The organism is Sandarakinorhabdus sp., from assembly GCF_040398645.1.
Lineage (GTDB): Bacteria > Pseudomonadota > Alphaproteobacteria > Sphingomonadales > Sphingomonadaceae > Sandarakinorhabdus.
This window is the reverse complement of the sequence record NZ_JBBATR010000024.1, coordinates 12,105-31,588: the sequence shown is the minus strand read 5'-3', so window position 1 is coordinate 31,588 and position 19,484 is coordinate 12,105. Positions and strand designations below refer to the sequence as shown.

Genomic DNA, 19,484 nt, shown 5'->3' with positions numbered 1-19,484 from the left:
CCTGTGGTGTCCAAAAACAAAAGGGGAGCCGGTCGCCCAGCCCCCCTCTCGACTAATTTTGCGAGAAAACGCCGGGCTTATTCAGCCGCAAGCGGTTCCGCTGCCGGATTGACCGACACATATTTGCGGCCAAGCTTGCCGGTGTGGAATTCCACGGTGCCGGTGCTCAGAGCGAACAGAGTATGATCCTTGCCGATGCCGACATTGCGGCCGGGATGCGTGGGGGTACCACGCTGGCGAATGATGATGGTGCCGGCGTTGACCGCCTGGCCGCCGAAGCGCTTCACGCCAAGGCGCTTGCTTTCGGAATCGCGGCCGTTCCTGGAAGAGCCGCCTGCTTTCTTGTGAGCCATGGTTCAGTGCCCCTTACGCGACCGAAGTGATTTTCAACACCGTCAGCTGCTGACGATGGCCGTTCTTGCGGCGATAATTGTGGCGACGCTTCTTCTTGAAGATGATCACCTTGTCACCCTTGGTCTGGGCAACGATTTCAGCCGTGACGGCCCCGCCCATGGTGAGGGCAGCGCCTTCGCCGACCATCAGGGTTTCCAGGTTGACGGCAGCGCCGGCGTCCCCATCGATTTTCTCGACGATGATCTTGTCACCATCGGCCACCCGGTACTGCTTGCCGCCGGTGCGCACCACTGCGAACATCACTTCAACCCTAAGACTATTGGTTCAACACAAAGCATCAAGTCAGAATCGAACGACCCGGCAGATGCGAAGGCGGGCAGTTAGGGGATGCCCCGGCCCTTGTCAATGTGAATGGCATCAACGCAAATCGCGGGCCGGCTGTGACACTACCGGCTTTTGCCCCCCCTTTTGCTTCCCGCAGCCTTGGTGCAGAAGGATGGCGTGACCCGGCGCCGCCTTTTGTTGATGATTGCCGCTGCCGTGGCTGGCGGATCGGTAGTGCTGGGCCTGTATGATCCAGCGATCGATGCGCCAGCAGCAGCGGCGATGGCCGATCGCATGGCCAGCGGCTATCAATCCCAATCCGGCATGCCGCCGAGCGAATTTTCCGCGCGCGAAGCCCGGCAATGGGCCGATGGCTGGGAATTTCGCTGGCGCTTCAAGCCATGCCCCGAATTGGCCAGCCTGCGCGTGTGGATCAGCCGCAACGGCCGCAAGGCCAGCTTTGCCGAAATCCCCGACTGCGCACCAAGCACCGGCTTTGGCGCGCCGCCGCGCACCGTCTGAGCAGCAGGAGGCAGCAAAAAGCCCGGCCCGCCATGTGCGAACCGGGCCTGTTGTCGGTTTTCGCCCAATCAGACTGGCGAAATATGGCCGTAAGCCACCATGCAATAGAGCATGGGGAAGGACAGCACGAAATTGGTGCGGCTGAAGATCATCGCCGTCTTGGCGGCTTTGGCCTTGGCATCGGCATCGGCATCAACAATGCCGAGGGCGATTTTCTGGTTTGGCCAGATCAGAAACCACACGTTGAACGCCATGATGATGCCCAGCCACATGCCCAGCCCAATCACGCGGAAGCCTTCGGTAAAGGTGAGTGCCTCCACCAGATAGCTGCCGCCCAGCCCGATGCCGGCAACCAGCGTGAGCAGCGAGCCGTGGCGGAAGTACAGCAGCGCCTTGGGAGCGATATATTTGGTCACGCCCGGCTTCAACTCGGCCGGCACCGACGGCATTGTCGGGATCTGCACGAAGTTGAAATAATAAAGCAGGCCGATCCACAGGATGCCGGCCCAGGTGTGCACGGCGCGCAGGAAGCCCAGCGTCCAGCCACCGGCATCAGCGCTGATATCGTCCGCGTGGAACGCCAGAATGACTGCAACCAGCAACGCAATGCCGATCAAGAACGCATTGCGCAGGTTGCCAAGAATATTTGCCATGAGTTTTGCCCCGAAAATTACCAACACCGACGCTATAGGCCAGCGCGCGGCGCTTGTTAAGGGCACAGACGCGCGCATCACCGGCAATCGCGCGCCGCTGTGATGGGGCGCTTGCCGCATCGGCGGGACTGGCGTATAGGCGCGCTTGTTCCTGCACGACTGGTGGTTTGCAGGCTGCGCGGCTACGCTGCGCGGCGCCAAACCGCCTTTCCGATCAGATCATTTTTACCCGGCTGCCTGTGCCGCCGGGACCATTGCCCACCGGAGACCGACAGCCTTGGCCCAGACCGATCTTGATGCCCGACTCGATGCCATCATCGCGCCTGTGGTGGCAGCGATGGGGCTTGATCTGGTGCGCATCCAGCTGTCGGGCCAGCCGGGATCGATGACGCTACAGGTGATGGCCGAAGATCCGGCCACCGGCCAATTGACGCTCGATCAATGCGCCGGCCTGTCCCGCGCACTCGATCTGCCGCTTGAAGATGCCGATCCGATCAGCAGCGAATATGCCCTGGAAGTATCGTCGCCGGGCATTGACCGGCCGCTCACCCGCGCCGCCGATTGGCAGCGCTGGACGGGCCACGAGGCCCGGCTGAAGCTGGAGCCGATGGTGGATGGCCGCGCCCGCGTGCACGGCGACATCACCGCCTTTGAAGGCGACGCCGTACTGATCACCGGCAAGAGCGGGCATGTCCTGCGCTTGCCGATGGCCAATATCCACAGTGCCAAGCTGGTGCTGACTGACCGGCTGATTGCCGCAACCCGCCCTCTGGACGCCACTGGCGCCGATGAGATCATCGAAAGCGGCCCGCTGATCGGCGCGGCCGCCGACAATGACAATGAAACCCCCGACCACGAACTTTCGGAGGACTGACATGGCCCTTGCCCCTAACCCCAACAATGCCCACGCGACGTCCCTAACGGCCAACCGTGCCGAACTGCTTGCCATCGCCGATGCGGTGGCCCGCGAAAAGGGCATCGATCGCGGCATCGTGATCGAAGCCATGGAAGACGCCATCCAGCGCGCCGCCCGCGCCCGCTACGGCGCTGAAAACGACATCCGCGCCAAGATCGACCCCAAGAGCGGCGAAACCCGGCTGTGGCGCGTTCTGGAAGTGGTTGAAGAGCCAGAAGATTTCTTCAAGCAGATCAGCCTGAAGGACGCGGTGAAGAAGGACAGCGCCGCCGAACTGGGCAGCTATGTTGTCGATCCGCTGCCGCCCGTGGAATTTGGCCGCATTGCCGCCCAGGGCGCCAAGCAGGTGATCGTGCAGAAGGTGCGCGATGCCGAGCGCGAGCGCCAGTTCGAAGAGTTCAAGGACCGCCAGGGCGAGATCATCACCGGCCTCGTCAAGCGTGCCGAATTCGGCCATGTCGTGGTTGATCTGGGCAAAGCCGAAGGCGTCATCCGCCGCGACCAGCAAATCCCGCGCGAAGTGCTCAAGCCCGGTGACCGGGTGCGCAGCTTGATCGCCAGCGTGCGCCGCGAACCGCGCGGCCCGCAGATTTTCCTGAGCCGCGCCCACGGCGATTTCATGAAGAAGTTGTTCGCCCAGGAAGTGCCGGAAATCTATGACGGCATCATCGAAATCAAGGCCGTGGCCCGCGATCCGGGCAGCCGCGCCAAGATCGGCGTCATCAGCCGCGACAGCAGCATCGATCCGGTCGGTGCTTGCGTCGGCATGAAGGGCAGCCGCGTGCAGGCGGTGGTGCAGGAATTGCAGGGCGAAAAGATCGATATCATCCCATGGTCGGCCGACACCGCCACCTTCGTGGTCAATGCGCTGCAGCCAGCCGAAGTGTCCAAGGTGGTGCTGGACGAGGATGAAGGCCGCATCGACGTGGTGGTGCCCGACGATCAATTGTCGCTGGCCATCGGGCGGCGCGGGCAGAACGTGCGGCTGGCCAGTGCGCTGACCGGCAAGCAGATCGACATCATGACCGAAGCGGACGAAAGCGAGCGCCGCCAGAAGGAATTCGTCGAGAAATCCGAACTGTTCCAGACCGAGCTGGATGTGGACGAAACCCTGGCGCAGTTGCTGGTCGCGGAAGGCTTTTCGGAGCTGGAAGAAGTGGCCTATGTCGATCTGTCGGAAATCGCCGGCATCGAAGGCTTTGACGAGGATCTCGGCACGGAATTGCAGAACCGCGCCATCGAAGCGTTGGAACGCCGCGAAGCGGTGTGCCGCGAAGAACGCCGCGCGCTTGGCGTCGAAGATGATCTGGCCGCCATCGAAGGCCTGACCGAAGCCATGCTGGTGGTGCTGGGCAAGAAGAATATCCGGAACCTGGATGATCTGGGCGATCTGGCCACCGATGAACTGGTTGGCCGCAGCGGGCTGCTCAAGGATCATGGCCTGTCCGAAGATGATGGCAATCGCATCATCATGGCCGCGCGTGCGCACTGGTTCGCGGACGAAACGCCCGTTGCTGATGAGGAGGACGCATCAGCGGATGGTGGCCAATGATCGCCTGACGCCGGAACCGCCGGTCGCCGCCAGCCCGAAAGCGCAGCGGGAGCATGCTCAGGATGCTGAGCGTCGCTGCATCTTGCTGGGCGAATCTGCGCCGCGCGCCAGCCTGATCCGGCTGGCGCTTGGCCCGGATGGGCAGGTTGCGGCCGATTGGTCGGAACGGCTTCCGGGCCGCGGCGCCTGGATCAGCGCCGATCGCAACTTGTTTGACGATGTGGCGGCGCGCGGCCGGTTGCGCGGCGCGCTGGCACGGGCATTCAAGACCAGCAGTTTTCATCTGCCTGACGATATGGGAAGCCGCATCGAAGCCAGTTTGCAGCAGCGCCTGCTGGCCCGGCTCGGGCTCGAGAAGCGCGCTGGCAATCTGATTATCGGCGGTGACCGGGTGCGGGAGGCCTTGCGGGCTGGCAAGGTCTGGCTGGTGCTGCATGCCGGCGATGCCCGCCCCGACGGTGCCGACAGGCTGGACGGCATGGCCCGCGCGGTGGGCGAATCCACCGGCGAAGATATTGCGCAGCGCCGCCTGCCGATGCCGCGCGATCTGCTGTCAGCGGCGCTGGGCCGGGACAATGTGGTGCACGCGGCCATCACCTGCCAGGCTGCGGCCGCACGCGTGCTGGCCGATCTTGATCGGTGGACCCACTTTGTGGTTCCAGCCGCAACGAATTTTGAACCGCGGACAGCTGCAACAAAGGTTGCGGCAGACGTCCTTGAGAGGCATTAGGCGCAAGCAATGAGTGATGACAACAAACCCAAACTTGGCATGCGTGCCCCCCTTGGCCTGAACAAGTCAGTCGAGGTCGGCAAAGTCAAGCAGCAGTTCAGCCACGGCCGCACCAAGCAGGTCGTGGTTGAGGTGAAGCGCGCGCGCGTGCTGCATCGGCCTGGCGATCCAGCGCCGACACCGGAGCCGGCCCCGGTTGCCGTGCCGGTCGCCGTGCCGGTCGCTGCACCAGCAGCTGCGCCGATCGCCGCGCCAGTGGTGCGAGCACCTGAGCCGCAGGCGCCCGTTATGGCCCCGCCCGCAACCACCACGGCTGCCCCGCAGCAGCCGGTCATTCAGCGCGAGAATCCGCCGGCCGCGCCGGCGCGGCCGACAGCGCCGCCGGTGATGTTCCGCCCCGTCGAGCGGGTGCAGCCCACCCCTCGTCCCGAACCAGCCATTCAGCCGACCGCCCAGCCGGCTGCGGCACCAGAAGCCGCGCCAGCCGCCGAACCAAAAGCAGAGGCAGTGGCTGCGGCCAAACCGGCGGAGACTACCCCGCCGGCAGCACCAGTTCAGAACCGCACCCCGGTATCACCGGCGCCGCGGCCGGCAGCACCAGCGGCGCGCCCATCCGCGCCGCCTGCGCGCAGCGCACAAACCGGCCGGCCGCAGCAGGCCGCACGGCCTGGCACAGCCCCCAGCGCGCCGCCGCGTCAGCAACGCATGACGCCGGGCGAAATGGCCGCTCTTTATCAACGCCAAGCCGAAGAAGATCGCCTGCGCCTGATGGAAGAGGTGCGCATCCGCGAAGAGCAGGAGCGCGCAGCGCGCGACGAGGAAGACCGCCGCCGCCTTGATGAGAAGCGCCTCGCTGCCGAGGAACTCGCCACCCGTCCCGATCCGCAGCCGGAAATCGATGCCGATGGCATGGTAATCCCGCCCAGCGCGATGGAAGACGACGACGACAGCATGCGCGTGCGCCTGATTCCCGGCCGCAAGCCCGAAGCGCCCAAGACACAGCGTCCGGTCAAAGGCGCCGAAGATCGCCGCAAATCCGGCAAGCTCACGGTCACCCGCGCGCTCGATGACGACAGCGGCACCCGTGTGCGCAGCCTGGCGGCGCTGCGCCGTGCCCGCGAAAAGGAACGTGGCCGCCTGGGCAGCCAGGCCAAGCAGGTGCGCGATGTGACCGTGCCCGACACGATCACCGTGCAGGAATTGGCCAACCGCATGGCCGAACGCACCAACAATGTCGTGCGCCTGCTGGCACGCATGGGCGTGCCCACTGCGGCGCTGGAAGAAATCGATCAGGACACCGCCGAACTGGTGCTGACCGAATTTGGCCACAACATCGTCCGCGTGTCGGAAAGCGATGTTGAAAAGGGCATGGTAGGCGAGGCCGACATCGACGAAGACATGATCACGCGGCCGCCGGTGGTCACCATCATGGGCCATGTCGATCACGGCAAAACCAGCCTGCTGGACGCGCTGCGCGGATCGAACGTGGTGAAGGGCGAAGCCGGCGGGATTACCCAGCAGATCGGCGCCTATCAGATCGTCACCAAGGACAAGCAGAAGATCACCTTCCTGGATACGCCTGGCCACGAAGCCTTCACGCAGATGCGCGCCCGCGGTGCCGGCGTAACCGATATCGTGGTGCTGGTGGTGGCGTGGGATGACGGGATCATGCCGCAGACCATCGAAGCGATCCAGCACACCAAGGCGGCCGGCGTGCCGATGATCGTGGCGATCAACAAGATGGACAAGACCGGCGCTGATGCCAGCCGCATCCGCACCGCGCTGCTGCAGCAGGATGTGCAGGTCGAGGAGATGGGCGGCGACGTGATGGACGCGGAAATTTCCGCCACCCAGAAAACCGGCCTCGATGATCTGATGGAAAAGATCCTGCTGCAAGCCGAAGTGCTGGATTTGCGCGCCAATCCCGGCCGATCCGCCGAAGGCACCGTGATCGAAGCGCGGCTGGACAAGGGCAAGGGCCCGCTGGCCACTGTGCTGATCGGGCGCGGCACCCTCAAGCGCGGCGATATCTTCGTGATGGGCCAGGAATGGGGCCGCGTGCGCGCACTGACCGATGACAAGGGCGTGCAGGTCAAGGAAGCGGGCCCGTCCGCTGCGGTTGAAGTGCTTGGCCTGGGCGGTGTGCCGCAGGCTGGCGATGCCGTCACCGTGGTTGAAGACGAAGCCCGCGCCCGCGAAGTCGCGGAATATCGCGCGGCCCTCGCCACGGCCAAGCGCACCGGGGCCAATGGCCCGGCGCGTCTGGAAGACATGTTCTCGGTGCTGCGCGCCAAGAAGGTTCAGGAATATCCGCTGGTCATCAAGGCCGACACCCAGGGCTCGGCCGAAGCAATTGCCGGCGCCGTGAACAAGATCGGCAGCGACCAGATCCGCGCCAAGGTGCTGATTGCCAGCACCGGCGGCATCACCGAAAGCGACGTGACCCTGGCCAAGGCCAGCGGCGCACCCGTGATCGGATTCAATGTGCGCGCCAATGCCAAGGCCCGCGAGATTGCCCAGCAGGGCGGCGTGGCGCTGAAATATTACGACGTCATCTATGATCTGATCGACGAAGTGAAGGCGGCGATGGCCGGGCAGCTTGGCCCTGAAGCCTTTGAAACCGTCGTGGGCCGCGCCCAGGTGCTGGAGGTGTTCCAGGCCGGCAAGATCGGCAAGGCGGCCGGCTTGCGCGTGCTGGAAGGCTTCATCAAGAAGTCGCTGCGCGCGCGTGTCATGCGCGACGATGTTATCATCTACACGGGCATGGTGGCCTCGCTGCGCCGCTTCAAGGAGGATGTGTCGGAAGTGAAGGTCGGTCTGGAATGCGGCATCACGCTGGCCGATTCGTCCGATGTGAAGGCCGGCGACATCGTCGAGACCTATGAAGTCGAGATGAAAGAGCGGACCTTGTAATTTTCACCCCCTTCGGTGCCCGCTATCGGTTCCGAAGGGGGGAGGACCCTGCTTATGCCCAAGCCGACACCGCCAGCCGCAGATCCCAAAGGCCGCCCGATCCGCCTGCAGCGCATCGGCGAACAGGTGCGCCACGCGCTTGCCGAAGTAATCGCGCGCGGGGATCTGCGGGATGAAGTGCTGACGCGGACGATCATTTCCGTGTCCGAAGTGCGGGTCACGCCCGATCTGCGCCAGGCGCTGGTGTTCGTGAAAGCCTCCAACGGCGACGATGAAGCCGTGGTTAAGGCCCTGGCCCAGCATCGCGGCTGGCTGCGCGGCGAAGTCGCCAAGCGGCTGGCGACGAAATACACGCCCGACCTCACCTTCCGACGCGATGACAGCTATGATGCCGGCGCGCGCATCGATGCCATATTGGCGCGCCCGGAAATCGCCCGCGATCTGCCGCCGGTCATAAAGGCCCCGATCCGCCCCTGGAAAAGCCTGGCGGACAGCGGCGACGATGATGCTACCGAAGATTGACGCCTTGTGCGCGGCGCTGGCCAATAGCCGCGTGACGCTCACCCCCATCGCCGAAAATCATCGTGAACCGCTGCGCGCGGCCTGCGCGGCAGACCGGGACATCTGGACGATTTATTCCACTTGCCTGGTGGATGAATTTTTTGATCCGCAGTTCGATCTGAAACTGGCGGGCGGTAGCCAATTTGCCTACGCAGTGCTGGATGCCAACACGGTCGTGGGCTGCACCAGCTGGTACAATATCGATGCGGCCAACCGCGCCGTGTCAATCGGCTACACCTATCTTGCGCCGGCGGTGCGCGGCGGCGATTTCAATCTTGCGCTCAAAGGCCTGATGATCGGCCACGCCTGGGCTTGCGGTTTCCAGCGCATCCATTTCGATGTCGATACCCGCAACACCCGCTCCATCGCCGCCATCCGAAAGCTTGGCGGGCAGCAGGAAGGTGTCCTGCGCCGCAACAAGACCACCTGGACCGGCTTCGTGCGTGACACGGCCGTGCTGTCGCTGCTGCCCGGCGAAGCGTCTGATGCGCTCATGCCGTGGTTGCGGGCCAACAGGTGACGCACCGCCACTTTTGCAGTAGAAATTCATGATGGAACGTCAGGAAGCCTTGCGCCGGTTGCAATCCGCCTCACCCCGATTGAAGGCGGCGGGCGTGGGCGCGCTGTATCTGTTCGGCTCCACCGCCCGTGACGAAGCCGGGCCGGACAGTGATGTGGACCTCTTCTTCGATCCGGCCCACGCGCGCCTGAGCTTGTTTGATGTGATGGAAGTGCGGGATATTGCGCAGGCGCTGGTGGGAATCAAGGTTGACCTTTGCACGCGCTCGTCGTTGCATCCGGCGCTGCGAGCAGACATCGAGGCGGAAGCGGTCCGGGTTTTCTGACATGACGCTGCCGGCAAAGCGCGCCAAACGCCGCCAAAAACTGCGTCTGGATGACATGGCCAGCGAGATTATCGCGATTGAAGCGGCCTTGTCCGGCATCAGCCAGTCGCAGTTTGCCGGCAATTGGGTCCTGCGCTCTGCCGTGGAGCGCGGCATTGAACGGATTTCGGAAGCCAGCCGCCATGTTGATCCGGCCGTGCTGGCCGCGCATCCAGACGTGCCTTGGCGGCAGGTCGCCGATATCGGCAACTGGCTGCGTCACGCCTATGACAATGTTGATCCCGATCAAGTCTGGCGCGTGGTGATGGCCGATTTCGGTCCGCTCAAGGCGGCGATTGCCGCCATGTTGGCCGCTTTGCCGGAATGACACTCCCGGAATGACACTCAACGGCTGGATCATCCTCGACAAGCCGCTCGGCCTGACCAGCGCGCAAGGCGTGGCGGCCGTGAAGCGCATCTTTCGGCAAGGCGGCCTGCCCATCCCGCGCATCGGCCATGGCGGCACCCTCGATCCGCTGGCCACCGGTGTGCTGCCCATCGCACTTGGCGAGGCGACCAAGCTGGCCGGGCGGATGCTGGATGCCGACAAGGCCTATGATTTCACCGTGCAATTCGGCACCGAGACCAGCACATTGGACGCCGAAGGCGAGGTGACCGCCACCAGCGACGTGCGCCCTGACGAAACCGATATTCTATCGGTGCTGCCGCGCTTCACCGGGCCGATCAGCCAGATCCCGCCGCAATATTCGGCGCTCAAGGTTGACGGCAAGCGCGCCTATGCCCTCGCCCGCGCCGGCACCGAGGTCACGCTGGCGGCGCGGCAGCTCACCATTTACAGCCTGGCGCTCACCGCCGTCACGCCAGGCAGCGCGACATTCACCGCCCGCGTGTCGAAAGGCACCTACATCCGCAGCCTGGCGCGCGATCTTGCCTATGCGCTGGGCAGCGTTGGCCATGTCACCATGCTGCGCCGCAGCAAGTCCGGGCCGTTCACCCTGGCGCAGGCAATATCGCTGGACAAGCTGGCTGCATTGGTGCAGGGCGCGGCGCAAGAACAGGCAATACTGCCACTGATGGCAGGGCTGGACGACATCCCGGCTCTGCCTATCACGCCAGACGAAGCGGCGGCACTCCACCAGGGGCGCAGGCTTGTCGGGCACCCAGCCAGCAACGGCACCCATCTCGCCTGCAACGGTTCTGTTCCTGTTGCATTGGTCGAGGCCCATCTGGGCGAGGTGTGGGTGCTGCGCGGGTTCAACCTTTGACGAACAGTCAGCAACCCGGGAGTAAAACGATGTCGGTATCCGCCGAAAAGAAAGCCGAAATCATCAGCAGCAATGCCCGCAGCCCCACCGACACCGGTTCGCCGGAAGTTCAGGTGGCCATTTTGACGGAACGCATTGTCAACCTGACCGATCACTTCAAGACCCACAGCAAGGACAATCACAGCCGGCGCGGCCTGCTGGTGCTGGTCAACACGCGCCGTTCGCTGCTCGATTATCTCAAGAAGAAAGATGCCGCGCGTTATACCGCGCTCATCGCCAAGCTGGGCCTGCGCAAGTAAGCCAGGCCAATCCCGAACGGCCCCAATTTCGGGGCCGTTCGTTTTTCTGGCCCGGCGCGAATGAGCGTGCCGCCGCCAACGCCGCCACCAAGAGCGGCACACACGCTGTTGGCGTCAGGCAATCGGGCCTGCCGCCAGGGAAAGAAGATATGTTCACCATTCACAAAGAAGAAATCAACTGGGGCGGCCGCACGCTGACTCTGGAAACCGGGCGCATTGCCCGCCAGGCTGATGGCGCCGTGCTCGCCACCCTGGGCGAAACCGTGGTGCTGTGCGCTGTCACCGCCGCCAAGACCGTGAAGGAGGGCCAGGATTTCTTCCCGCTCACCGTTCACTACCAGGAAAAATATTCCGCAGCCGGCCGCATCCCCGGCGGCTTCTTCAAGCGCGAGCGCGGTGCCACCGAGCATGAAACGCTCACCAGCCGCCTGATCGATCGCCCGCTGCGCCCGCTGTTCCCCGAAGGTTTCTACAACGAAATCAACGTGATCGCCCATGTGCTCAGCTATGATGGCGAAGCGGAAGGCGATATCCTGTCGCTGATCGCTGCGTCCGCTGCACTTACCCTGTCCGGCGTGCCGTTCATGGGCCCCATCGCTGGTGCCCGCGTCGGTTACCAGGACGGCGAGTATATCCTCAACCCGACCAAGACCCAGATCAAGGAAGGCGAGCTTGATCTCGTCGTTGCCGGCACCGGCGACGCCGTGATGATGGTCGAATCCGAAGCCAAGGAATTGTCGGAAGACACCATGCTCGGCGCGGTGATGTTTGCGCATCGCTCCATGCAGCCGGTGATCGATGCGATCATCCGTCTCGCCGAAAAGGCCGCCAAGGAACCTTGGGAAATGGCCGTCACCGACGACAAGGCGATGCTGGCCACCCTCAAGAAGGCACTGGGCAGCGACGTTGACGCCGCCTACCGCCTGAAGGGCAAATCCGATCGCCAGGCCGCGCTGGCCGAAGCCAAGGCCAAAGCCAAGACGGTGTTTGCCGATGGCACGCCGCAAGAGCAGATGAAGGCCGGCAAGCTGTTCAAGAAGCTGGAAGCCGCCATCGTGCGCGGCGCCATCCTCAAGGACGGCCGCCGCATCGATGGCCGCGACACCAAGACGGTGCGCCCGATCGAAGCCATGGTCGGCCTGCTGCCGCGCACCCACGGTTCGGCGCTGTTCACCCGCGGTGAAACCCAGTCCATCGTCACCACGACGCTAGGCACTGCCGATGCCGAGCAGATGATCGATGGCCTGGATGGCCTGCGCTATGAACGCTTCATGCTGCACTACAACTTCCCTCCCTATTCGGTGGGTGAAGTCGGCCGCTTTGGCGCACCGAGCCGCCGCGATATCGGCCACGGCAAGCTGGCATGGCGCGCCCTGCATCCGCTGCTGCCCGCCAAGGAAGAGTTCCCGTACACGATCCGCGTGCTGTCCGACATCACCGAGTCCAACGGCTCGTCGTCGATGGCAACCGTGTGCGGCGGTTCGCTGGCCTTGATGGACGCTGGCGTCCCGCTCAAGCGTCCGTGCGCCGGCATCGCCATGGGCCTCATCCTCGAAGGCAAGGAATTTGCCGTCCTGTCCGACATTCTGGGTGATGAAGATCATCTGGGCGACATGGATTTCAAGGTTGCCGGCACATCCGAAGGCGTCACATCGCTGCAGATGGACATCAAGGTTGCAGGCATCACCGAAGAAATCATGCGCGTCGCGCTGGATCAGGCCAAGGCCGGCCGCGAGCATATCCTGGGTGAAATGGCCAAGGCGCTCGACAGCACCCGCGAAGGCCTGTCCGCACACGCGCCGCGCATCGAATCGATGCAGGTGCCCAAGGACAAGATCCGCGACATCATCGGCACCGGCGGCAAGGTGATCCGTGAGATCGTCGCCACCACCGGCGCCAAGGTCGACATCGAGGATGACGGCACCGTCAAGATCTCCAGCAGCGATCCGGCCCAGATTGCCGCCGCGCGCAAGTGGATCGAAGGCATCACCATGGAAGCCGAAGTGGGCAAGATCTACACCGGCAAGGTCGTGAACATGGCCGATTTCGGTGCGTTCGTGAACTTCATGGGCGCCAAGGATGGCCTGGTGCACATCTCCGAAATCAAGAACGAGCGGGTTGCCAACGTCAAGGACGTGCTGACCGAGGGCCAGATGGTCAAGGTCAAGGTGCTCGGCGTCGATGATCGCGGCAAGGTCAAGCTGTCGATGCGCCTCGTCGATCAGGAAACCGGCGAAGAACTGCCGGACACGCGCCCGCCGCGCGAGGGCGGTGATGATCGCGGACCCCGCGGTGATCGCGGCCCACGCCGTGATGGTGATCGTGGTCCCCGCCGTGATGGCGGTGGCCGTGACGATCGTGGCCCGCGCCGCGACGACCGTGGGCCCAGAAGCGATGGGCGCCGTGATGGCGGTGACCGCGACCGCGCCCCGCGCAGTGAAGGCGGCGACGACGCCCCCGCCGGCCTGCCCAACTTCCTGACCGGCGGCAACGACTGACATCGTTGATGCTTGGATAGGCCAGATGAAACGGGCCGCGCTTCTTACTGGAAGCGCGGCCCTTTCATTTTGTGCCGTTGGTGCGGTTTTTCACGATTGGCACCGCCACACGCCATATCAGCCCTCGCCAAGTGCTTCAGCAGCCGATATAGGCAAATAATACACACAAGGTTTCCGCCGGAGCATTATGCTGACGAAATTGAGCGCATGGGTGAAGCGCCACCCGGTCTGGTCGGCGCTGATTGCGTTGGTGTTGCTGGCCCTCACCTGGTTCGCCGTTCGGCCGACGCCGCATGACTATGAATATGTCAGCCAAAGCGTTGATCGCGGCGCCGTGCTGCGCAAGGTTTCGGCCAGCGGCAAGGTGCGCGCGCTGAACACCATCAAGGTCGGCACCGAAGTGTCCGGCCAGATCACCAAAGTCTATGTGGATTTCAATTCCACGGTGAAAGCCGGGCAGGTGCTGGCCGAAATCGACGTCACCCGCGTGCGCGCCCGGGCGCAGCAATCCGAAGCCCAGGTGGCGCTGGCCCGCGCCGGCCTGCAGCAAGCCAACGCCAACATTGCCCGCGCCCGGCTGGAGCTGGAAATCCAGCAACGCGAATATGCGCGGCAACGCGAACTTTCGCAGCGGGGCTTTGTTTCCACGGCCAATCTCGACGTCGCGCAGACCAGGCTGAACACCGCCCGCAACGCGGTGGATGTGGCCGCCGCACAAATCCAGAGCAGCAATGCCCAGATCAAGCAGGCCACCGCCGAGCTGTCGTCAACACGGCTCGATCTCAGCCGCACCGTCATTGTCGCCCCGGCCAGCGGCGTGATCATCAACAAGCTGGTTGAACCGGGCACCACCGTCGCCGCCAGCTTCCAGACGCCAAATCTATTCGAAATCGCCGCCGACATCACCAAGATGCAGGTCGAAGCCTCGGTGGACGAAGCCGATATCGGCCAGATCATCGCCGGCCAGAAGGTGGCTTTCACGGTGGACAGCTACCCCGACACGGTATTTCAGGCCGCGGTGCGCCAGGTCCGCAAGGCGCCGGTCGAAAACCAGAATGTCGTCAGCTATCTGGTGATCATCGACGTGGACAATCTCGATGGCAAATTGCTGCCTGGCATGACCGCCAATGTCGAAATCATCACCGGCGCCAAAACCGATGTGCTGCGCGTGCCCACCACCGCCCTGCGCTTCCGCCCGAAAGTGGCGGATCGGGAGCCGGCCAAGACCGAGACCGGGGCAACGCCCGCAGCCGCTCGCCAAACCGTGTGGATCGCCGGATCAAATGCCTACAAGCCGACACGGCAAGCGGTGCAGACCGGGCTGCAGGGCGACGATTACACCGAAATCCTGTCAGGCCTCAAAGCCGGCGACAAGCTGCTGGTGCGCACCAAATCCCTGAAGCCCAAGGCCGAGACCGACGATACGGACGAAGATGACAGCGCCGCTTCTTGAAACCCATGAACTGGTCAAGGATTATGTGATCGGGGGCGAAGTGGTGCATGCGGTCAACCGTGTGTCACTCAGCATCGCGCACGGCGAATTCGTCGCGATCATGGGCGCCAGCGGATCGGGCAAATCGACGTTCATGAACCTGATCGGCTGCCTCGATGTGCCCACGTCGGGCACCCTCAAGCTGGATGGTATCGACACCAAGAGCCTGGACAGCGATGAACTGGCGGAAATCCGCAACCGCAAGATCGGCTTTGTGTTCCAGCAGTTCAATCTGCTCGCCCGCACCAGCGCGCTCGACAATGTCGCGGTGCCGCTGATCTATGCCGGCGTGCGCTATTCCGAACGCCGCGCGCGCGCCCAGGCCAAGCTGGAGGCGATGGGCCTTGGCAACCGCATGGAAAACACGCCGGCCAAATTGTCAGGCGGCCAGCAACAGCGCGTGGCCATTGCCCGCGCGCTGGTCACCAACCCGCTGATTTTGCTGGCTGATGAACCCACCGGCGCGCTGGACACCCAGACTTCGTTGGACATCATGGGCATATTTCAAAAGTTGAACGACGACGGCATCACGCTGATCGTCGTCACCCACGAGCCTGACATTGCCGAATATGCCGCCCGCCGCATCGTGTTTCGCGATGGGGCGGTGATCGAGGATGCCGCCGTCACCAATCGCCGCCGGGCCACAATAGCATGAGCGCGCTGCTCGACACGATTGCCGGCTGGGGTGTAAACGTCGCCGTGGCGCTCACCGCGCTGCGCACCAACCTGATGCGCTCCATCCTCACCACGCTGGGCGTGATGATCGGGGTGTTTTCGGTGATCCTGGCCGTGGCAGTGGGCAATGGCGCCCAAGTTTCGGTGAACCAGCAAATCGCCACGCTCGGCTCCAACATGGCCATCGTGCTGCCCGAACCCGAACGCACAGGCGGCCCGCCGCGTCCCGGCGACCGCGGCCGCCTGACCGAACGGGACGGCGCAGCCATTGCACGCCAGGTCCCCGGCGTGCGCGCCGTCGCGCCGCAGATCCGCAGCAGCGTGCAGATGGTCACTGGCGGACGCAGCGCCACCACCCAGGCCACCGGCTCAACCGCCGATTATGCCCGAATTTCCAACATCAGCACATCCGATGGCCGCTTCCTCACGCAAAGCGATGTCGCTGCCGCCGCCCGCGTGGTGGTGATCGGCCAGACCGTGGCCACCAAATTGTTCGCCGATGCCAGCCCCATCGGCGAAAGCGTCCGCATCAACCGCGTGCCGTTCACGATCATCGGCCTGCTGGAAAGCAAGGGCAGCAATCTGGGCAACGACAATGATGATCAGATCATCATGCCCATCTCCACCCTGCGCCAGCGCCTCTCCACCGCCGCCGCGCAGGGGCCGGACGATGTCACCCTGTTGTTCGTCGGCTTTGAGGATGAAGAAACGCTGGTGGCCGGCGACCGCGAGATCAAAAGCCTGCTGCGCGCCCGCTATCAGGTGTCCAAAGGCAAGATCACGCCGTTCACGGTGCGAACCACCAGCGAAATTGCCGAAACATCCGGCGAAGTCACCCAGATTTTCCAGGCCGTGCTGGTCGCCATCGCCTCAATCTCGCTGCTGGTGGGCGGCATCGGCATCATGAACATCATGCTGGTCAGCGTGACCGAACGCACCCGCGAGATTGGCCTGCGCATGGCGCTGGGCGCCAAACGCCGCGATATCCGCAACCAGTTCCTTGTCGAAGCCGCCGTGCTCTGCATCATCGGCGGCGCCATCGGCTTGACACTGGCCATAACCGCCGCGGCCATCTTCCAGACAATCGCTGAGTTCCCGGCCCCGATCGGCTGGCAAACCGCCGTGCTCGCGGTCGCCTTCTCCGGCGTCATCGGCCTCGTCTTCGGCGGCTACCCGGCGATCCGCGCCTCTCGGCTTTCACCGATCGAGGCGTTGCGCACCGAATAGGCCGGCGGACCGAATAGGCCGACATTCAGGGCCACACAGAAAATGGGCCGCGCTTCGGATGCGAAGCGCGGCCCATTTGCGGTAATCACCGGCTCAGCGGCGGGCGGCCAGCTGCACGCCGGTGTCAACCTGCGCCCGCGCCTGGGCGAATTTCTTGCTAGCTTCGAAGCTGCCACCTTCAGCGCAGATCTTCTCGGCGATGCGCACGGTCTTGAGGGCGCGGGCGGCGACCTTGGGATCGGCGGTTTCGATCTGGCTGCGCACGGCAGCGGCCTGCGCGGCGCAATCGACGGTGCCAGCGTAGGCTGGTGCCGGGCTCAAGGCCACCAGGAAGGGCAGCACGCCGACCATGGCGAGGCCAACGAGGGTGATGCGGTCGACGGTGGAGTTATTGATCGTCATGGTGAAATTCCTTTCGTTGATCGGGTTGCCGATAAAGAGGTTTTAAGTCACACTCAGACCCAAGTTAATCCACATAATGGTCACCGCCTCATGAAGCCTGACTACGCAATACCCCGCAATCAGCTCGATGGCCTGGAGGCGTTCCTGCGGGTTGCAGTGCGCAAATCCTTCCGCGCCGCCGCCGATGATCTGGGTGTGTCGCCATCCGCCATCAGCCAGACCATCCGCCAGATGGAGGACCGCATCGGCGTGCCGTTGTTCATCCGCACCACGCGCGCAGTGGGGCTGACCGAGGCGGGCCTGCGCTTCCATGCCCAGGCCGCGCCAGCCTGGGCCAGCCTGATCGCCGCGTGGGAAGACGCGCGCACGCTGGGCGAACGTCCCTCCGGCCTGCTGCGCCTCAACATGCCGCGCGCCGTGGTGCGCCTGCTGATCGAGCCGATCATCGCCGATTTCTGCGCCGCCTACCCCGATATTGATGTGGAGGTGATCGGCGAAGATGCCCTCGTCGATCTGGCGACGAGCGGCCACGATGCCGGGATCCGGATCGGTGAGCTGCTGGAGGCCGACATGATCAGCGTGCGGATTTCAGCCCCGTTTCGCTACGTCATCGTCGGTACGCCCGCCTATCTGGCCGACCATGGCCGGCCGAAAACACTTGCCGATCTGAAACTGCATAACTGCATCCGCCAACGGGTCAGTCGCAATGGCGCGCTCAATGGGTGGCGCTTTGCCGACGGCAATCGCAGTGTCGATGTGACGGTGAAGGGCCGCGTCGTCGTCAATGAACTCACCACGGTCGTGGCGATGGCCGAACGCGGCATGGGCCTCGCCCAGATCAGCGAGCCGTTGGTGGAGGCGCAAATCACCGCCGGCCAGTTGGAAACCGTGCTCGATCATCTGGCGCCGTCCAGCCCCGGCCTGTTCCTGCATTATCCCGGCCACGCCCAGGTGCTGCCCAAGCTGCGCGCCTTTATCGATCATCTCAAGGTCGCGCTGGCCGATGGCCGGCTGCCGCATCTGAACAAATAGCGCCGCCCCTAAAAGCGGAAACGCAGCCCGGCGATGCCGGCCGTGGTGTCACCGAACGGAAAGCTGACCGTGCGGATTACGCTGAGATCAATGGCCACCGCAGCGCTGGCATTGAACGACAGGGTGGCGGCCAGTTCGCCCCAGCTGCCCGACTGGCGCAGCGCATCGACAAAGCGCGGTGTGCCCGCGGTGGTGCGCTGGCCGGCGCCAACCTGCCCGACCGCTGCAATATTGCTGGCCGTGTTGATCGTGCCGGACAGGCTTATGCTGCCGCCGTCGCCCGCAAACATGCGGGTGAGCGCAGCGCCGGCGGAGCCGATGACACCATCGCTGGATTGCTGCTGGCTGGAAATCACCCGCCCGCCCGGACCAGTCAACGCCACGGCGAAATCGATCTGATTATAATCAATGCCGGCATAGGGCGTGATGAACAGCCGGTCCGCAAGCATCACATCATAGCTGATCGAGCCGCCAAGCCCGAAAATGCCGCCGGAGCGATCGACGGCGATTGCGGTACCGGCCTGTGAGCGCAGATTGGCCGCATCGAATTGGCGGCGGCCCAGCGACACATGCGCTTCAAGCCCGAGATTGCCGACATAGGTGCCCGCCGCGAGGCCGCCGATCCAGGTGTCGGCCGGGATGGTCAGGCCGCGCGCATTGCCGCTGCCGACATAGGTAACATCGGCCTTCACCCACGACGTGCCGAAATTTCGAGTCAGGCCCAGCGCGGCAAAGGGCTGATCGGCCTGTGCCTGCACGGCGGTGAGGCCGCCGGATAGCGATAGGGTCCACGGCCGCTCACGCTCCGCCCCGTCTTGAGCCCCGTCTTGTGCCACGTCTTGCGCTGCGGCCGGAGATGCCCCAGCCAAGGCGGCACCTGCTGCCATTGCCCAAAGCTGCATTGCTCTTGCTGTCCGCCTGCCTGTCATCATCATCCCCAATATTGCGCGCAGTATTTTAGATTCCAACGCAGCGAGCCAGGCAATTCCTTCGCGCCGCCAACAAAAATCTGGCAGCGCGAAGGAATCGGCCGTGCAGGGCCGTTACATCGTCAGACAGGCAGGTGAACACGGTGTTGATGCAGCGGCTGCCCGAGGCCGGCCAGAATGATGATGCGCTGATGGCAGCCGCAGCGCGCGGCGAGGCCAGCGCGCTGCAGTGTCTGGTGGAACGCCACAACAGCGCCGCCTGGCGGCTGGCATGGCGGCTGACCGGCGATGCCGG

At 64.1% G+C, this 19,484-nt stretch carries 21 protein-coding genes; 16 read left to right on the top strand and 5 right to left on the bottom strand.

Annotated features, from left to right (window positions below; translation table 11 throughout):
- Positions 1–77: 77 nt before the first annotated feature.
- Together rpmA and rplU are read right to left on the bottom strand one after the other, a co-directional pair.
- Complete coding sequence (rpmA, locus tag ABWP50_RS07620) at positions 78–353, bottom strand: 50S ribosomal protein L27 (protein WP_353217398.1); 276 nt, start codon at positions 351–353, stop codon at positions 78–80.
- A 13-nt stretch (positions 354–366) separates the two neighbouring features.
- On the bottom strand, positions 367–654 hold the full coding sequence (gene rplU / locus ABWP50_RS07615) for a 50S ribosomal protein L21 (protein ID WP_353217409.1): 288 nt from the start codon (positions 652–654) through the stop codon (positions 367–369).
- 201 nt (positions 655–855) lie between these two features.
- Here rplU and ABWP50_RS07610 point away from each other — a divergent pair, with 201 nt between their 5' ends.
- A complete protein-coding gene (locus ABWP50_RS07610) occupies positions 856–1,200 on the top strand; it encodes a hypothetical protein (RefSeq protein WP_353217397.1) in 345 nt (114 codons plus the stop codon).
- Between the two features lie 68 nt (positions 1,201–1,268).
- Here the strand turns inward: ABWP50_RS07610 and ABWP50_RS07605 are convergent, their stop codons facing one another.
- Entirely contained in the window at positions 1,269–1,853 is a 585-nt protein-coding gene (locus tag ABWP50_RS07605) for a urate hydroxylase PuuD (RefSeq protein WP_353217396.1), read from the bottom strand.
- Positions 1,854–2,130: 277 nt separating this feature from the next.
- On the opposite strand from ABWP50_RS07605, the gene ABWP50_RS07600 reads away from it, so the two are divergent.
- From ABWP50_RS07600 to ABWP50_RS07535, 14 genes are all read left to right on the top strand, one after another.
- Positions 2,131–2,727, top strand: coding sequence for an LSm family protein (locus ABWP50_RS07600; protein WP_353217395.1), 597 nt, complete (start codon positions 2,131–2,133; stop codon positions 2,725–2,727).
- A gap of 1 nt (position 2,728) precedes the next feature.
- Positions 2,729–4,321 (top strand): transcription termination factor NusA, encoded by a 1,593-nt coding sequence (gene nusA / locus ABWP50_RS07595; RefSeq protein WP_353217394.1) that lies wholly within the window; start codon positions 2,729–2,731, stop codon positions 4,319–4,321.
- Entirely contained in the window at positions 4,308–5,051 is a 744-nt protein-coding gene (locus tag ABWP50_RS07590; RefSeq protein ID WP_353217393.1) for a DUF448 domain-containing protein, read from the top strand. Before nusA ends, ABWP50_RS07590 begins: the two co-directional genes overlap by 14 nt.
- Positions 5,052–5,060: 9 nt before the next feature.
- Positions 5,061–7,964 carry a translation initiation factor IF-2 gene (gene infB / locus ABWP50_RS07585; RefSeq protein WP_353217392.1) on the top strand — a complete coding sequence of 968 codons (2,904 nt, stop codon included), beginning with the start codon at positions 5,061–5,063 and terminating at the stop codon, positions 7,962–7,964.
- Between the two features lie 54 nt (positions 7,965–8,018).
- The gene (gene rbfA, locus ABWP50_RS07580) at positions 8,019–8,486 is read left to right on the top strand and encodes a 30S ribosome-binding factor RbfA (RefSeq protein WP_353217391.1); all 468 of its coding nucleotides are present in this window, start codon (positions 8,019–8,021) and stop codon (positions 8,484–8,486) included.
- Positions 8,487–8,517: 31 nt separating this feature from the next.
- On the top strand, positions 8,518–9,045 hold the full coding sequence (locus tag ABWP50_RS07575; RefSeq protein ID WP_353217390.1) for a GNAT family N-acetyltransferase: 528 nt from the start codon (positions 8,518–8,520) through the stop codon (positions 9,043–9,045).
- A 28-nt stretch (positions 9,046–9,073) separates the two neighbouring features.
- Positions 9,074–9,370, top strand: a complete 297-nt coding sequence (locus ABWP50_RS07570) for a nucleotidyltransferase family protein (protein ID WP_353217389.1) — start codon at positions 9,074–9,076, stop codon at positions 9,368–9,370.
- A 1-nt stretch (position 9,371) separates the two neighbouring features.
- Entirely contained in the window at positions 9,372–9,737 is a 366-nt protein-coding gene (locus ABWP50_RS07565) for a HepT-like ribonuclease domain-containing protein (RefSeq protein WP_353217388.1), read from the top strand.
- 10 nt (positions 9,738–9,747) lie between these two features.
- Complete coding sequence (gene truB / locus ABWP50_RS07560) at positions 9,748–10,635, top strand: tRNA pseudouridine(55) synthase TruB (protein WP_353217387.1); 888 nt, start codon at positions 9,748–9,750, stop codon at positions 10,633–10,635.
- Between the two features lie 29 nt (positions 10,636–10,664).
- Complete coding sequence (gene rpsO, locus ABWP50_RS07555) at positions 10,665–10,934, top strand: 30S ribosomal protein S15 (protein ID WP_353217386.1); 270 nt, start codon at positions 10,665–10,667, stop codon at positions 10,932–10,934.
- 149 nt (positions 10,935–11,083) lie between these two features.
- Positions 11,084–13,432, top strand: coding sequence for a polyribonucleotide nucleotidyltransferase (gene pnp, locus ABWP50_RS07550; protein ID WP_353217385.1), 2,349 nt, complete (start codon positions 11,084–11,086; stop codon positions 13,430–13,432).
- A gap of 187 nt (positions 13,433–13,619) precedes the next feature.
- Positions 13,620–14,885 carry an efflux RND transporter periplasmic adaptor subunit gene (locus tag ABWP50_RS07545; protein ID WP_353217384.1) on the top strand — a complete coding sequence of 422 codons (1,266 nt, stop codon included), beginning with the start codon at positions 13,620–13,622 and terminating at the stop codon, positions 14,883–14,885.
- On the top strand, positions 14,866–15,579 hold the full coding sequence (locus ABWP50_RS07540) for an ABC transporter ATP-binding protein (RefSeq protein WP_353217383.1): 714 nt from the start codon (positions 14,866–14,868) through the stop codon (positions 15,577–15,579). Before ABWP50_RS07545 ends, ABWP50_RS07540 begins: the two co-directional genes overlap by 20 nt.
- Positions 15,576–16,826: an ABC transporter permease gene (locus ABWP50_RS07535; protein WP_353217382.1), complete on the top strand. Its 1,251-nt coding sequence runs from the start codon at positions 15,576–15,578 to the stop codon at positions 16,824–16,826. Before ABWP50_RS07540 ends, ABWP50_RS07535 begins: the two co-directional genes overlap by 4 nt.
- A 93-nt stretch (positions 16,827–16,919) precedes the next feature.
- Here the strand turns inward: ABWP50_RS07535 and ABWP50_RS07530 are convergent, their stop codons facing one another.
- Positions 16,920–17,228: a hypothetical protein gene (locus ABWP50_RS07530; RefSeq protein WP_353217381.1), complete on the bottom strand. Its 309-nt coding sequence runs from the start codon at positions 17,226–17,228 to the stop codon at positions 16,920–16,922.
- Positions 17,229–17,318: 90 nt separating this feature from the next.
- Between ABWP50_RS07530 and ABWP50_RS07525 the strand changes: the two genes are divergently transcribed.
- Positions 17,319–18,260 carry a LysR family transcriptional regulator gene (locus ABWP50_RS07525; protein ID WP_353217380.1) on the top strand — a complete coding sequence of 314 codons (942 nt, stop codon included), beginning with the start codon at positions 17,319–17,321 and terminating at the stop codon, positions 18,258–18,260.
- 8 nt (positions 18,261–18,268) lie between these two features.
- Here the strand turns inward: ABWP50_RS07525 and ABWP50_RS07520 are convergent, their stop codons facing one another.
- A complete protein-coding gene (locus tag ABWP50_RS07520) occupies positions 18,269–19,147 on the bottom strand; it encodes an autotransporter outer membrane beta-barrel domain-containing protein (protein ID WP_353217379.1) in 879 nt (292 codons plus the stop codon).
- Positions 19,148–19,484: the final 337 nt, after the last annotated feature.